Genomic DNA, 16,357 nt, shown 5'->3' on the forward strand with positions numbered 1-16,357 from the left:
GCAAAGTAACTAAAACTATACTAAAACGTTGTTATGCTTTTTTTATTTTTTTTGAAGACTACTAAAACTAATTTAACTTTAACTTTTGACCAACAAAAATATTATTGTCCTTTAAATTATTTAAGCGTTTTAACTCTTTTACACTAACACCAGAGTTAACCGAAATTCGATATAATGTTTCTCCCGGTTTAACTACCCAAACATCACTTTTAATATTTGTTTTAACTGAAGGCTTCGAAGTTTCAACCTGGTTTTGTTGCTCAAAATTACGAACGCGTAGTTTTTGCCCTGGTTGCACAAGTGTTGTTTCTAATTGGTTAGCTACTTTTATTTCTTGTAAGCTTAACCCATATTGGTTTGCAATATCCAACAACTTCTCTCCAGATGCGACAACATGATAATTCAAGCTTTCTAAAGAAAAATCTTTGTTTTTTAATTTCGCATCAACTATTGAATCTTGCCCTTTTGAACCTACTAAAGTAAACTCGCCAGTTGCTAAATTAAGTCGTGCTGGTTTTCCGTTTAGTAGCACATCTTTATACGATGTTCTTGTTTGTGCTTGTAAACAAACACAAGCACAAACAAGAACAATAAAAATTTGAAACCTACAGTTTTTTAGCATTTTTTACTTTTTGATTTGTTAATGCTAATTTAATAACATCGCTCATATCTGTAACATAATGGAAGGTTAAACCTTTTAAATATTCTGGTTTTATTTCTTCTATATCTCTTCGGTTATCTTCACAAAGTAAAATTTCTTTTATTCTGGCACGTTTAGCCGCTAGAATTTTTTCTTTAATTCCTCCAACTGGCAATACCTTTCCGCGAAGCGTAATTTCGCCTGTCATAGCTAAGCTTTTCTTCACCTTTCGCTGTGTATACAACGATACTAGAGATGTTAACATGGTAACTCCTGCGCTTGGTCCGTCTTTTGGGGTAGCTCCTTCTGGCACGTGAATATGCACATTATATTTATCGAAAACTGTTGGATCTATCCCAAACGTTTCGGCATTTGCTTTAATGTATTCCATCGCGATGGTAGACGACTCTTTCATTACCTTACCAAGGTTTCCTGTAATTGTTAAAGCGCCTTTTCCTTTTGATAGAATAGATTCTATAAATAAAATATCGCCACCAACACGTGTCCAAGCTAATCCTGTAACAACACCGGCAACATTATTATTTTCATATTTATCGCGCTCTAATTTTGGTCCGCCTAAAACTTCAATAACGTCTTCGTTTGTAACTTTTACGTTATAATCTTCTTCCATAGCAATATTTTTGGCCGCAAAACGCACCATTTTTGCTATTTGCTTATCTAAACCTCGAACACCAGATTCGCGTGTATATCCTTCAACAATTTTTTCTAATTGCGATTTCCCAATTTTTAAATCTTTAGAAGATAAACCGTGTTCTTTTAACTGCTTTGGTAACAAATGGCGTTTAGCTATTTCCACCTTTTCTTCAATAGTATAACCCGTTACGTTTATAATTTCCATACGGTCTAACAACGCTGGTTGAATGGTTGACAAACTGTTTGAAGTTGCGATAAACATAACTTTAGAAAGGTCGTAACCCATTTCTAAAAAGTTATCGTAAAACTCGCTATTTTGCTCAGGATCTAAAACTTCTAACATAGCAGAAGATGGATCGCCTTGATGTGAATTTGATAATTTATCTATCTCATCTAAAACAAAAACTGGGTTTGATGTTCCTGCCTTTTTTAAACTTTGAATAATACGCCCTGGCATAGCTCCAATATAGGTTTTTCTATGTCCACGAATTTCTGCTTCGTCACGCAAACCGCCAAGCGATATACGTACATACTCACGCCCTAAAGCTTCCGCTATAGATTTTCCTAAAGAGGTTTTACCAACTCCTGGAGGGCCGTAAAGACATAATATTGGCGATTTCATATCGTTTCGCAGTTTTAAAACAGCTAAATATTCAATTATTCTGCGCTTCACATCTTCTAAACCAAAATGATCGCGATCTAGAATTTTCATAGCGCGTTTTAAATCGAATTTATCTTTGCTAAACTCATTCCAAGGTAAATCTAAAAAGAGTTCTAAATAATTTCTTTGAATAGAATATTCGGCAACTTGCGGATTCATACGTTGCATTTTTGCAATTTCTTTTTCGAAATGCTTTTCAATTTTTTCGTCCCATTGCTTTTCTTTAGCCTTTGCCTTCATTTCATCAATTTCTTGATCGTGGCTAACGCCTCCCAATTCTTCTTGAATGGTTTTCATTTGCTGATGCAAGAAATACTCGCGCTGTTGCTGGTTCATATCCATTTGAACCTTAGATTGAATATCGTTTTTCAATTCTAATTTTTGAAACTCAACATTCATATATTTTAAAGTAGCTAATGCACGACGCTTAAGATCGTCCATTTCTAGCAACGACTGTTTTTCCTCGACCGATAAATTCATGTTAGACGATACAAAATTTACTAAAAACGAATTGCTTTCAATATTTTTAATAGCAAATGATGCTTCGCTAGGTATGTTCGGGCTTTCCTTTATAATTTCTAAAGCTAAATCTTTAATAGAATCTATTATTGCCGTAAATTCCTTGTTTTTTACTGCAGGTTTAGCCTCAGGTAAATCGCGAATGGTAGCATTCATGTATGGTTCTTCGGTTAAAACCTCGGCTACTTTAAATCGTTTTTTACCTTGAATAATAACTGTAACGTTACCATCAGGCATTTTTAAAACGCGCAATATTCTGGCAACAGTACCTGTTTCGTGGATTTCTTTTGCTGATGGGTTTTCAACAGCTTCATCTTTTTGAGCTACAACACCAATAACTTTTCCGCCTTTATTGGCATCATTTATTAGTTTTATAGATTTATCGCGTCCTGCAGTAATTGGAATAACCACACCTGGAAATAACACCGTATTTCTTAACGAAAGAATAGGTAAAGTTTCAGGTAATTCCTCATTATTTATTGCTTCCTCATCTTCTGGGGTCATTAAAGGAATTAATTCTGAATTTTCATCGAATTCCTGAAGTGACAAACTGTCAAGGGTTGTAAATTTAGATTTTTTCATATATTCATAGTAGGTCAATCTGTCATTAAAAACTAAATTGATCGTAAATTTTATTTCTTATAAAACAATTAAAATTACTGAATTTCAAGCACTTAAGCAGCGCTATTTGTTCAATATTAGAACTATAAAGTCAATTGCTGTGCCAATTTTAAGAATAGGTAACAAAATTCGCATCTACTACATGTTCCCTGTTTTCTTTAAAAGAAATAAAATAAGAATAGGGATAGCCAAAAGAACAACCATAAATAGATTAGTGCTAAAAAGCCATGGTGATAAAATTAAGGTAATTAAATAACCACCAACAGCGCCACCAAAATGCGCGTCGTGACCAATATTACCTAATTGTTTTTTCATACCGTAAATTGAATACAACAAATACCCAACACCAAAAATGTACGCAGGAATAGGTATAGGAACTAGAAAAAACATCAGCTTCATTCCTGGTTGCAATAAAATTGCAGAATAAATAATACCAGAAACCGCACCACTGGCTCCAACGGCACTATAATTATATTCGTTTTTATGAAAATAAACCGACAGTAAACTACCTAAAACTAAACTCCCGAAATAAATAATTAAAAATTTTATGCTACCTAAATTTCCTAAAACCACATCGGCAAAAAAGTACAACGACAACATATTAAACAATAAATGCTGAGTATTGGCATGTAAAAAACCAGAACTTACTAATCGGAGTTTCTCTCCGCGGTTAATAGGCCCTACTTGAAGTTTATACTTCTCAAAAAAACTATAATCGTTAAAACCTTTATATGATATTAATGCGTTTGCACCTATTAAAATTATCGTGATTAAATCTATATTCCCCATGTTTTGTTATGGTTTTATGTTATAAGTTTTCGTTAGAATAAAGCACAATTCAAATAAAAAAATTGCTGTACTTTTGCATTCACAAATCTAAAACTAATTCATGCACTTTTTAGCATATATTTTTATTTATCCGTTTTTATGGCTAACTTCTATTTTACCATTTAGACTTCTTTATTTATTTTCAGACGGATTATATATTTTACTTTTTCGCGTTTTTGGATATAGAAAAAAGGTAGTTTCTTCTAATTTAAAACTTGTTTTTCCTGAAAAAACCGAAAAAGAAATTAAAAGAATTACCAAGGTGTTTTATCACCATTTGTGTGATATGATTGTAGAATCGATAAAATCTCTAACAATTTCTGAAGCTGAGATGAAAAAGCGATTTAAATTTACAAATGTAGAATTAATTCAAGATATAGAATCTAACAACCGTAGTATAATTTTAATGTGTGCGCATTACGGAAGCTGGGAATGGATTTTTATATTGCAAACCTATATTAAAGCTAGAGGAAATGCCGTTTACAAACAGCTAGCTAATAAGTATTTCGACAAACTAGTAAAACGAATAAGAGCAAAATATAATAGTTATTTAATAACTACAAAAGATATTATACCTACCTTAATTGAACAAAAAAAGCAAGGCATTTTATCTGTTAACGGTTTTGTTTCAGATCAATCTCCAAGACGAAATAAAGCTTACCACTGGCAGGATTTTATGGGTATTCATGTTCCTGTCCATACAGGAGCAGAAATGCTTGCTAAAAAATTAAATATGGCTGTAGTTTTTTTTAAAGTAAAAAAAGTTAAACGCGGTTTTTACGAATGCACTTTTGAAACCATTACAGAAACACCTGCTGATTTTAAGAACTACGAAATTACTGATATCTTCCTAAAACTTGTTGAACAACAAATACATGAAGCTCCAGAATATTATTTATGGACACATAAACGCTGGAAGCACGCGCGTAAACACTAATATCCTTCAATGTAATTACTCTTCTACTTTAATTACAAAATAACATTAAAATACAAATAATCAGATAATTACAAAATTTAGTATGAGCTAAAATTAAACTTAACAAAAGTATTAAGGCTCTATTAAAAAAATATTTTTTTGTTAAATAAACTATTTATGTCTCATATTTAGACAAATTCTATATTTTTGTCGAAAATTAAACACTTTTAAATAAAATGTCGAAAAATCAAAAAGACGAATTTGTAAAAAGTCAAATTATGGAAGCCTCTAAAACTGTGTTTCAAAAACATGGCTTTCGTAAAGCTAACATGGGGCTTATTGCGAAAGCATCTGGAAAAGGCAGAAGCACACTTTATTACTATTACAAAAATAAAGAAGATGTTTTTCAAGCATTCATGGAAGATTTCAATGAAACACTAATAAAAAGCTGTAAAACAAGAATTACCAAAAACAATTCAATTGAAGAAAACCTATCTATATACGCTAATGAGCATATAACACATTTAAAAAATGCTGCAAAAACTTATGAAGCCATTTTAAACGATTTAAAACAAGGTGAAGATTTTGTATCTGCAATTGCAATTAAATTAAGAAAACAAGATATAGAAATTATAAAAACATGTTTAAAATGGGCTATAGAAAAAGAAGAAATAATTGCTATCGATGAAGAAAATTTAAACTTTTTAGCAACCGTAATTGTTACAACAAGCGACAATACAAAAAGAGAGTTTTTCATATATGAAACGTTTAAAGGAGATATGGAAACAAAAATAAACTGGATAAATCAACTTTTAATAAAATCGTTAAAAACCAAATAACAAAATGATAAATAAACCATTTTTATACACTATTCTTTTGGGGCTTATTCTAACCTCTTGTAAAGAAGAAAAAACAACTAACACCATAAACCCAATTGGGGTTAGCATAATTACAATTACACCCGGAACTAATAGTAATAACACCGAAAAGTACCCAGGAATTATAAAACCCATTAAAACATCAAACGTTAGTTTTCAAGTTGCTGGAGATATAACTAAACTAAATGTTAACCTAGGCGACTATGTAAAAAAGGGACAACTTTTAGCGACTATAGATCCATCAATTTATAAAGCTCAATTTGAAGCGAATAAAGCACAAGCTAACTTAGCTAAAGAAAACTTTACACGTATAAATAGTGTGTATCAAAAAGGAAGTATTGCAGAAATACGAATGATTGAAGCAAAATCTAATTACGAGCAAGCACAATCTGCTTTAAACGCTTCAAGTAAAAACCTAAGCCACACAAGTTTAGTAGCTCCTTTTAGTGGCTATATAACCAAAAAGGAAATGGAAACTGGAGATATAGCTTCTCCAGGAATGCCTGTTCTTGAATTAGTTGATCTATCTAAGGTTCAAGCCATAATTTCATTATCAGATAAAGAAATAAACTTATATAAAACAGGTAGCGAAGCAAAAATTTATGTACCTAACCTTAACAAAGAATTTACGGGTAAACTTACAGAAATTGCTGTACAAGCAGAAACCTCAACTCCTGTATACACAGCAAAAATAACTATTAATAATCCTAATAGCATCTTAAAGCCTGGAATGACATGTACTAACGTAATTCAAAATTTATCTAAAGATATTGATAACGCTGTAAATCAATTCATCAAACTACCTGTAGATGTAGTTTCTATAACCAACGAAGGCAAAAATTTTGTATATGTTGTAAATAATGAAAATAATTCTGCAGAACGCAAATTGGTTGAAGTTGGCAAATTATATAATGATGGTATTGAAATTAAAAAGGGCCTAAAATTAGGCGATAAAGTAATTACTTCTGGCTACCATAAATTAACCAACAACACTCCTATTAAAATTTTAACGCAATAAAAAATGAAACAAAAAGGTTCACTTATTGAATGGGGAATGAAAAACACGGCTTTCCCCATAGCGCTTGCTTTGGTGTTTTTATTTATAGGTATTCTTGGACTAGCCAACATGTCTAGAAATGAGTTTCCAGATTTTACTATTAGAACAGGGCTTGTTGTTGGTATATATCCGGGAGCCAGTGCCGAAGAAGTAGAAGAACAACTTACCACTAAGTTAGAAGAATATTTATTTAGCTACAACCAAATTGATAAAGCAAAAACCTACTCGTATTCGCAAGAAGGCAGAAGCTATGTTTATGTTGAAGTTGCTAACAGAGTCGATAAATACGAAACACAACAGTTCTGGAACAGATTAAAAAACGATTTATTTGTATTTCAGCAAACATCGTTACCTCCAGAAGTTCAAGGTGTTGTAGTAAATAGCGATTTTGGTAATACAGCTGCCATGATTTTGGCTGTAGAGTCTAAAGACAGACCATACAAAGACTTACAACGTCATGCCGAAGAAATTATAGACGATTTAAGAGGCATTGATGAAATGGCTAAAATTAGTTTTTCCGGAAGTATAAAGGAGCAAATAGCTGTATATGTTGACCAAAATAAATTAGCAGAATACGCCATAAGTTCTGGCATGCTAACGCAAAGTTTAAATGCTCAAGGCGCTATAAAACCTGCAGGCGATTTAGAGTCGGAAACCATAGATTACCCAATACACATTAATCCATCGTTCAATAATATTGCAGATATTGCTCAACATATTATTACTTCAGATGAAAACGGAAACGTTATAAGAATAAGCGATATTGCCGATGTAAAACGTGAGTATAACGATCCGGACTCCTACATTCAAAGCAATGGTACAAAAAGCATTATTATTACTTTAGAAATGGCTAAAGGCAATAACATTGTACAATTTGGAGATGAAATTGAAGAACATATTTCTAAACTTAAGCAAGATTTACCTCAAGACATTAAAATAAATGTAATTGCAGATCAACCTGAAGCTGTAAACCACTCCATTGCACATTTTATGAAAGAGTTTGGTTATGCCCTTATGGGGGTAATTTTAGTAAGTATGCTTTTGCTACCTTTTCGTGTGGCATCTTTAGCTGCTGCTACAATTCCTATTACCATTGCATCAACGCTTGCCGTTATGTATTTGCTAAATATGGAACTAAACACAGTTACCCTAGCCGCTTTAATTGTAGTTTTAGGTATTGTGGTAGATGATCCTATTGTGGTTATAGATAATTACATTGAAAAACTAGACGAAGGTAAAACACGCTGGGAAGCTGCCTTAGAAAGTGCTACCGAACTGTTTCCATCTGTATTTACTGCTACCCTAGCAATTTCAGCTACCTTTTTCCCGCTTATGTTTTTTATGAGCGGAACAGCGAAAGACTTTTTAAGTACATTTCCATGGACAATATCTATAGCGCTATTCCTTTCATTAACCATATCTATTTTATTAGTACCGCATTTAAATACTGTTTTTATTAAAAAAGGACTTCATGCCGATAAAAAAGAAGGCGAAGAACATAAAAAATCGATGCTAGATCGTATTCAAACTTTCTTCAACAATAGCGTTAATAAAGCTATGGAGCATTACAGAATTACGGTTTTAGCTGGTGTTCTTTCTATTGTTTTAGGATTAGTATTATTTTCTAACGTAAGCCAAGAATTATTTCCCATAGTTGAAAGAAATCAATTCGCTGTAGAAGTTAATTTAAATAAAGCTAGCAACTTAGAAGAAACAGCTAAAGTTGTAAATGAATTCGAAAAAGTACTCGCTAAAGATGAACGTGTGGTTAACTACACAAGTTTTATAGGCGAAAGTTCTCCAAGATTCCACATGGTTTATGCACCTAATTTACCAGCAAAAAACTATGCACAAATTTTGGTAACAACTACCTCTGATGATGCTACAGAAGAAGTTTTAAAAGAATACGACCAAAAATATGCAAACATGTTCCCGAATGCATATTTACGAATGAAACAATTAAACATGGTTGGTAAACCTGCACCTATTGAAATTAAACTATATGGTGATAACATTGCGGAAATTAAAAAGTATGGCGATTCCATAATAAACTTAGCAAGACAAACACCACAAACCATTTGGTCTAGAACCGATTTTGGAGAAGTGTACAATAAAGTTGGTATAAAAATAAAAGAACAACAATTAGCACAAGCCGGATTAACCAAAACCGATATAGCAAATACTATTGCTATGAATACCGAAGGTTTACAGGCTACACAAATTTACGATGATAATTACGCTATAAATGTAAAAGTAAAATCTAAAACAGATAAAGCGCAAACTATATCAGAGTTAGATCAACTTTCTGTTATTGTACCTTCTACTGGTAAAAACATTCCGTTAACTCAAGTAGCAGAAATAAAAGCAGACTGGGGACAAGAGCAAATTGTAAGGCAAAATGGTATGCGCTGCTTAACCGTAAGAGTAGACATTGAAAAAGGTGCCGTTGCTAACGTAGTATTAGAAAAAATTAAACCAAAATTAGAAGAACTTAACATTCCAGACCACATTACTGTAGAATATGGTGGAGAATTCGAGATGTCTCAAGAAAATCTTGTACCAATGGGAATTTCTCTACTAGTTAGCGTTGTGCTAATTGTACTTATACTTATCTGGCATTTTAAATCGTTTAAACACGCTATTTTAAGTTTTATAACTATGCCATTAAGTATTTTAGGAGCCGCTTTAGGGTTACTGCTTATGCAATATCCATTTGGTTTCACTTCATTCTTAGGCATCTTAGCGTTATGTGGTATTGTAGTACGAAACGGTATTATTTTAATAGATTATGCCGATGAGCTTCACCTCCACCATGGTAAAACGTTTAAAGAAGCTGCTATTTTATCTGCAGAACGCAGAATGCGTCCAATATTTTTAACATCGGCTGCCGCTGCGGTTGGTGTAACACCAATGATAATTAGTCGCTCTAGTCTTTGGGGCCCACTTGGTACTGTAATTGCCTTTGGTTTATTAGTATCTATGGTATTAACATTATATGTATTACCAATTTTATATTGGATATTTTTTAGAGGAGATGAAGACAAAACTGAACAAGAACAAAATATTGAAAACCATGAGTAACACATATAAAATAGCATATTTATCTACTAGCGTTTTTATTGTCTTTCTATTATTTAACACAGTTACTGTTAATGCACAAGAGAAACAATTAAAACTAGACGATTTAAAAAAGAAAGCGCTACAATACAGTAGAAGTATAAAAAACGATTCACTTTTAATAAAAAAAGCAGAATTTGTTAAGCAAGAAGCTTTTGACAATTATTTTCCAGAAGTTTCAGCAAATGCATTTGCTGTTCAAGCTTTTGATTATTTAGTACCTGAAATACCAACCTATTTGCCCGACGGTATTGAGAATATATATTCTGTAGGCGCTACAGCAACACAAGCCGTTTATGCAGGAGGCAAAGTAAGACTTGGCAATAAGTTAGCTGAATTACAATTAGAAGCCAGAAAAATTGGTCATGAAACTACTATAGATTCTGTTATGCTTAATACAGAATTAAAGTTTTGGCAGCTAATACAGTTACAAGAGCAACAAAAAGTATTACAAGCAGGTAAAACGTATGTTAACGAGCTTTTAAAACAACAACAGGACTTACTAGATGCTGGATTAATATCTGAAAGCCAAATGCTACAAGTAAATGTTGAAAAAAGTAATATTCTGGTTAACGAATTAGAACTTGCCAATTTTAGAAAAATTGCACTTTTAGATTTAGCTTTATATGTAGGAATACCTTTTGACACTACTATGGTAGCTACAAGCAGCATTAATAAAGAGGCTTTTTCATCGGCAATTTTAGATAACAATTTAACTATTGATTTAGCTGGCAACAATCTATATCAACTTTCTCAAAAACAAGTAAGTGCTGCCGAATTGCAAGTTAAAAATGAAAAATCGAATTTATTACCACAAGTTGCCGTGGGCGTAAACGCAGTAAAAGTAGGTACTTTTAACAATGCTTTTGATATGGATATACAACCCATTGCTTTTGGTACAGTAACTATACCTATTTCTGCATTCTGGGGAAAAGAAAAAAAGAAAATTCGCCAAAAAGAAGTGGATTTACAAATTGCTGAAAATAATTTACATGATGTTGAAGATCAATTAACAAAATACATTACCAAAAATTGGTACGATTTACAAACAGCAAACAAACAAATTCAATATGCAAAAGACAAACTTACTTTTGCCAATAAAAACCTTGAAGCTCAACGTGATAATTACAATAGCGGTTTAAATAATTTAACCGATTTATTAAACGCAAGACAAACTCAAGAAGAAGCCGAAGCTAGCTTAATAAGCGCTATTGCTAATTTTAAACAAAAAGAAGCGACTTACTTATACAGCACAAACCAAATTGAAATTCCGGTTTTAGATTAATAGCAAATAATCGTTCCAAAAAAAGGCTATAAACAATGTTTATAGCCTTTTTATTTTGTTTTAAATCAATCTTATTTTTTGGCTATTTCACCTAATTCTTCAATAAATTTATCAGCTAAATTATCTGCAACATCTTGCGATGTAGCTTCAGTATAAATTCTAATAATAGGTTCTGTATTACTTTTTCGTAAGTGTACCCAATTCTCCGGGAAATCTATTTTTACACCATCAATAGTGGTTAATTGTTCGTTTTGGTAACGGGCTTCTATTTCTTTTAAAATAGCATCAACATCTAATTCTGGTGTTAATTCTATTTTCTTTTTACTCATAAAATAACTTGGGTAGGTTTTTTTAAGCTCACTAACACTCATTTTTTTATCGGCTAATAAACTTAAAAATAGAGCTACTCCAACTAAGGCATCTCTACCGTAATGTGCTGGAGGATAAATTATTCCACCGTTACCTTCACCTCCAATAACCACGTTATTTTTCTTCATTAAATTCACAACATTTACTTCGCCTACAGCGCTAGCTTCATATGTTCCGCCATGTTTTTCGGTTACATCGCGCAATGCTCTAGTAGAACTCATATTGCTTACTGTATTACCTGGTGTTTTACTTAACACATAATCGGCACAAGCCACTAACGTATATTCTTCACCAAACATTTCTCCATTTTCATCCATAAAGGCTAATCGATCTACATCTGGATCTACCACAATTCCAAAGTCGGCATTGTGTTTTTTTACAGCTTCAGACAAATCGGTTAAATGTTCTTTTAAAGGTTCGGGGTTATGCGGAAAATGCCCATTTGGTTCGCAATATAACTTAATAACATTTACACCTAAACGTTCTAAAAGCAAAGGTATAGCAATACCTCCGGTAGAATTCACACCATCAAAAACTACTGTAAAATTAGCATCTTCAATAGCCTTTACATTTACTAAATCTAAATCCAGTACTTCAATAATATGTAAATCTATATACGCTTTATTTTTAGTAATTTCCCCCAGACTATCCACATCGGCAAAATCTATAGTATTGCTTTCTGCTATTTCTAAAATTTCGGCACCTGCTTTGGCATCAACAAACTCGCCCTTGCTATTTAATAATTTTAAAGCATTCCATTGCTTTGGATTGTGGCTTGCAGTTAAAATGATACCGCCATCGGCATGTTCCATAGGTACAGCAACCTCAACAGTTGGTGTAGTAGAAAGACCTACATCTACCACATCTATACCTAAACCAATTAGTGTATTCATAACTAAATTCTGTATCATTTTTCCAGAAATACGCGCATCTCGTCCAACTACAACTTTGTAATTTGTTTTGTTGCGTTGCGCTTTAACCCAAACACCATAAGCCGAAGCGAACTTAACCGCATCAATTGGCGTTAAATTATCGCCTACTTGCCCTCCAATGGTTCCTCTAATTCCCGATATAGATTTTATTAATGTCATAAATTTTTTAATTAGTTGTTCACAAATATAGTATTTCAAAGTCGGAATTTTTACTAAGGAATTTGTAAATTTCCAAAATGAATTACTTGGCGCATATTTATCTTTCTGGCGAAAACAACATGGTTACTATTGGCAATTTTATGGCCGATGGCATAAAAGGTAAAAGCTATAAAAAATACCAACGCGACCTTCAAATTGGCATTCTTTTACACCGGCATATCGACACCTTTACCGATGCACACCCAGTAGTAAGGCAAAGCACCAAAAGACTTCACAAAAAATACGGACATTATTCTGGGGTTATTGTAGATATTTTATACGACCATTTTTTAGCTAAAAATTGGCAAAATTACTCGAATAAACCTTTACCGGATTATGTAAATGATTTTTACAATTCTTTAAAAACGCATTACAACATTTTACCAAGTCGAATACAAAAAATGATGCCTTATATGATTGCCGATAATTGGTTGTTAAGCTACGCTAATACTGAAGGTATTTCGCGCGTATTAAATGGGATGAATAAACGCACGCAAAATCGATCGGGCATGAACGAAGCTGTAAAAGAACTTGAAGATTTTTATGAAGATTTTGAAGCTGAATTCACTACTTTTTTTGAAGCTTTACAGCAATCATCTAAAGAAAAATTAAACGAATTAAACCAATCTGTTATATGAAGCAATTTGCTTACCTATTTACTGTTTTACTATTTTTATCGTGTAAAGAAACTGCCGTAAAAAAAACACCTACGCGAGGTTTAATTACTGAAAACGCCATGGTGGTAACGGCTCGTGTTGAAGCCTCAAAAATAGGAAGCAATATTTTAAAACAAGGCGGCAATGCTTTTGATGCCATGGTAGCAACAGAACTGGCTCTTGCTGTAGCTTATCCTTACGCCGGAAACCTTGGCGGAGGCGGCTTTATGGTTTACCGAAAAAATAATGGTGACGTCGGCGCACTGGACTATCGTGAAAAAGCACCACTTGCTGCTACGAAAAACATGTATTTAGATAGTTTAGGTAATATTATACCAGAAAAAAGCACGCTTGGCGCGATGGCCGTTGGAGTTCCTGGTACAGTTGCAGGTGTTTTCGAAGTACATAAAAAATTAGGTTCACTACCTATTGAAACCATTTTACAACCAGTAATTGATTTAGCTAAAAATGGCGTAATTGTTACCCACAAGCAAGAAATTCGCATTAAAAAGTATCAACCTTTATTTAAGAGGGCAAATAAAGATTCTATAATTTTAGATAAGCCTTGGAAACAAAACGATACCATAAAATATCCTGCATTAGCCCAAACCCTGGAACGTATAATGATTGGTGGTCGTGATGAGTTTTATAAAGGTGAAACTGCCAAAACTTTGGCTAAATTTATTCAAGATAATGGAGGCATTATTACTGAAGAAGATTTAGCCCTTTACGAAGCCAAATGGCGCAAACCAATTACCTTTAACTACGACGATTTAAAAGTAATTTCTATCGCACCACCATCAAGTGGCGGTGTGTGTTTAGCACAGATAATGAAATCGATTGAACCGTTTAACTTAAACGAATACGGCCATAACTCGCTAAAATCGATACAAGTAATTACCGAAGCCGAAAGACGAACTTATGCCGATAGAAGTCATTTTTTAGGCGATCCAGATTTTGTGAGTATTCCAACCGATTCACTTTTAAACACAGATTATTTAAACCAACGAATGGCAGACTTTACGTTTAATAAAGCTACTTTATCGAGCGACGTATCTCATGGCAATATTGAAGTAATTGAAAGCGATGAAACAACCCACTACTCTATTGTAGACCAGTTTGGAAATGCTGTGGCTGTTACAACTACAATTAATGGTGCCTATGGTTCGAAATTATACTGCCAAGAATTAGGTTTCTTTTTAAACAACGAAATGGACGATTTTAGCAGTAAACCAGGTGAACCAAACATGTTTGGTTTAATTGGAGCCGAAGCCAATAGTATTGCACCGCAAAAACGCATGCTTAGCGCCATGACACCAACTATTGTTGAAAAAAATGGTGAATTATATATGGTTGTTGGAACGCCTGGTGGTTCTACAATTATAACATCGGTGTTACAAACTATATTAAATGTTCACGAGTTTGGCATGACCATACAAGACGCTGTAAATGCACCAAGGTTTCACCACCAATGGCTACCAGATGAAATTAGACTTGAAAAAAACGGATTTGATGAAAGCCTCAAAACTCAACTTAAAAATTTAGGGTATTCAATAAACGAAAAGCGCTCACCTATTCTTGGTAAAGTCGATGCTATATTGGTTTTAAACGATAAAACTTACGAAGCCGGTGCCGATTATCGAGGTGACGATACGGCTATCGGATTTTAATCACTTTTTTTTAGCATCACGACAACGTTTAATATTTTAGAGCAGATTAAATTAATTAATGTCTAAAAAAGCAAAAAAAACTTTTAAAATCGTAGTCGGGGTAATCGTATTTTTAACCTTGCCTAGTTTGTTGTTTTTTGGTTTTTTATTCTTTAAGTATAACGAAGACTTACCGTCTGGCAAACAAGGAGAACAAGCCGATGCTTTGGCTACAAAAATGCTGGAAACCTTAAATTACGACGCCTATACCAATACCGATTATATTGAATGGACTTTTAAAAAACGTCATCATTATAATTGGCATAAAAAAAATAATATTTGCGATGTGTTTTGGGGAAATAACAAAGTAATTTTAAACTTTAATAACCTTTCCAAAAGTCGTGCATTCACAAATAATTTACCACAAACTGGCGACAATGCAGCCAAATTAATTAAAAAAGCGACTATGCTTTTTAATAATGATTCTTTTTGGCTAGTAGCACCATTTAAAGTCTTTGATACTGGGGTTGAGCGGCGTTTAGTAAAAACCGATACTAACGGCGATGCCTTGTTAGTTTCTTATACTTCTGGTGGCAGCACTCCAAGAGATTCTTATTTATGGATTTTTGATGAAAACGGTAAACCAAAAGCCTTTAAAATTTGGGCTTCAATATTACCAATTAAAGGTTTAGAAGCTTCTTGGACCCATTGGAAAACAACCGAAACAGGCGCAGAATTGCCAACCTTCCACAAGTTATTAGTTCTAGGCCTAGAGTTAGACAATATTCGTGCTTTTAATTAAAAACCTATTTACTTTTTTGCCCTACAAATTTGTGGCTATCCGATTTAAAAAGTATATTAAAACTAGTTAAACTACCGTAAATTCTAGTAATATATTGCTGTAAATCTACTTTTTGTTGCTCATCTAAATCACTCGCATTTACACGTTGCTCCATAACTCTTAAACGGTCTCTAACCATAATAATTTTATGAAAAAACTTATCAATAGGTATTTCGTATGGTTTTAAATTATCGTCGGCTGGCTTTAAAACTAATGTACCGCCTTTATACTTATCTGCAATAGGCACAATTTCGCTAGCGTCGCTCCACTTCTTCAAAATTTCAACTAAACTCGATTCAACATCATATAAACTAACGGTATCAACTTCATCGTGCGAAGCTTCAATAATATCAAAATCGCTATCTAAATCAATGGTTTCTAACCCGTTTTCAATAAAAGTTACCCAGTAATGTTGAGCGGTTACATTTGTAACTACACCTTTACCATATTCGGCATGATTTATTCTTGAACCAATTCCTAATAATTTCATTTTTACTTTTTTTAGTTGTTTACAAGTATAATAAATCCCATTATAA

The 16,357-nt window shown here is 33.1% G+C and carries 13 protein-coding genes; 8 read left to right on the plus strand and 5 right to left on the minus strand.

From position 1 onward, the window contains the following. Window positions 1-67: 67 nt before the first annotated feature. From PW52_RS13145 to PW52_RS13155, 3 genes are all read right to left on the minus strand, one after another. Window positions 68-622: a LysM peptidoglycan-binding domain-containing protein gene (locus PW52_RS13145; protein WP_044633431.1), complete on the minus strand. Its 555-nt coding sequence runs from the start codon at window positions 620-622 to the stop codon at window positions 68-70. Beyond that, window positions 606-3,056 (minus strand): endopeptidase La, encoded by a 2,451-nt coding sequence (lon, locus tag PW52_RS13150; RefSeq protein WP_044633432.1) that lies wholly within the window; start codon window positions 3,054-3,056, stop codon window positions 606-608. The genes PW52_RS13145 and lon overlap by 17 nt, the downstream gene beginning before the upstream one ends. A gap of 177 nt (window positions 3,057-3,233) precedes the next feature. Continuing rightward, complete coding sequence (locus tag PW52_RS13155) at window positions 3,234-3,884, minus strand: rhomboid family intramembrane serine protease (protein ID WP_044633433.1); 651 nt, start codon at window positions 3,882-3,884, stop codon at window positions 3,234-3,236. Between the two features lie 100 nt (window positions 3,885-3,984). Here PW52_RS13155 and PW52_RS13160 point away from each other — a divergent pair, with 100 nt between their 5' ends. The 5 genes from PW52_RS13160 (at window position 3,985) to PW52_RS13180 (ending at window position 11,176) form a co-directional block, all read left to right on the plus strand. After that, window positions 3,985-4,860, plus strand: coding sequence for a lysophospholipid acyltransferase family protein (locus PW52_RS13160; RefSeq protein WP_044633434.1), 876 nt, complete (start codon window positions 3,985-3,987; stop codon window positions 4,858-4,860). A gap of 215 nt (window positions 4,861-5,075) precedes the next feature. Continuing rightward, window positions 5,076-5,678 (plus strand): TetR/AcrR family transcriptional regulator, encoded by a 603-nt coding sequence (locus PW52_RS13165; RefSeq protein WP_044633435.1) that lies wholly within the window; start codon window positions 5,076-5,078, stop codon window positions 5,676-5,678. Window positions 5,679-5,682: 4 nt separating this feature from the next. Next, window positions 5,683-6,735: an efflux RND transporter periplasmic adaptor subunit gene (locus PW52_RS13170; RefSeq protein ID WP_044633436.1), complete on the plus strand. Its 1,053-nt coding sequence runs from the start codon at window positions 5,683-5,685 to the stop codon at window positions 6,733-6,735. 3 nt (window positions 6,736-6,738) lie between these two features. Beyond that, window positions 6,739-9,855 (plus strand): efflux RND transporter permease subunit, encoded by a 3,117-nt coding sequence (locus PW52_RS13175; protein WP_044633437.1) that lies wholly within the window; start codon window positions 6,739-6,741, stop codon window positions 9,853-9,855. Further along, on the plus strand, window positions 9,848-11,176 hold the full coding sequence (locus PW52_RS13180; RefSeq protein WP_082050916.1) for a TolC family protein: 1,329 nt from the start codon (window positions 9,848-9,850) through the stop codon (window positions 11,174-11,176). The genes PW52_RS13175 and PW52_RS13180 overlap by 8 nt, the downstream gene beginning before the upstream one ends. Window positions 11,177-11,247: 71 nt before the next feature. Here the strand turns inward: PW52_RS13180 and glmM are convergent, their stop codons facing one another. Continuing rightward, on the minus strand, window positions 11,248-12,636 hold the full coding sequence (gene glmM, locus PW52_RS13185; RefSeq protein WP_044633438.1) for a phosphoglucosamine mutase: 1,389 nt from the start codon (window positions 12,634-12,636) through the stop codon (window positions 11,248-11,250). A gap of 77 nt (window positions 12,637-12,713) precedes the next feature. On the opposite strand from glmM, the gene PW52_RS13190 reads away from it, so the two are divergent. The 3 genes from PW52_RS13190 to PW52_RS13200 are packed head-to-tail and all read left to right on the plus strand — an operon-like array spanning window position 12,714 to window position 15,782. Further along, entirely contained in the window at window positions 12,714-13,313 is a 600-nt protein-coding gene (locus PW52_RS13190; RefSeq protein ID WP_044633439.1) for an acyl carrier protein phosphodiesterase, read from the plus strand. After that, a complete protein-coding gene (gene ggt / locus PW52_RS13195) occupies window positions 13,310-15,001 on the plus strand; it encodes a gamma-glutamyltransferase (protein WP_044633440.1) in 1,692 nt (563 codons plus the stop codon). The genes PW52_RS13190 and ggt overlap by 4 nt, the downstream gene beginning before the upstream one ends. A 58-nt stretch (window positions 15,002-15,059) precedes the next feature. Continuing rightward, complete coding sequence (locus tag PW52_RS13200) at window positions 15,060-15,782, plus strand: hypothetical protein (protein WP_044633441.1); 723 nt, start codon at window positions 15,060-15,062, stop codon at window positions 15,780-15,782. A 4-nt stretch (window positions 15,783-15,786) separates the two neighbouring features. Here PW52_RS13200 and PW52_RS13205 read toward each other — a convergent pair whose 3' ends face one another. Continuing rightward, the gene (locus tag PW52_RS13205; protein ID WP_044633475.1) at window positions 15,787-16,311 is read right to left on the minus strand and encodes a hypothetical protein; all 525 of its coding nucleotides are present in this window, start codon (window positions 16,309-16,311) and stop codon (window positions 15,787-15,789) included. Between the last annotated feature and the right edge of the window lie 46 nt (window positions 16,312-16,357).

Origin of the sequence: Neotamlana sedimentorum, assembly GCF_000943565.1 — a bacterium.
GTDB classification, from domain to species: domain Bacteria; phylum Bacteroidota; class Bacteroidia; order Flavobacteriales; family Flavobacteriaceae; genus Neotamlana; species Neotamlana sedimentorum.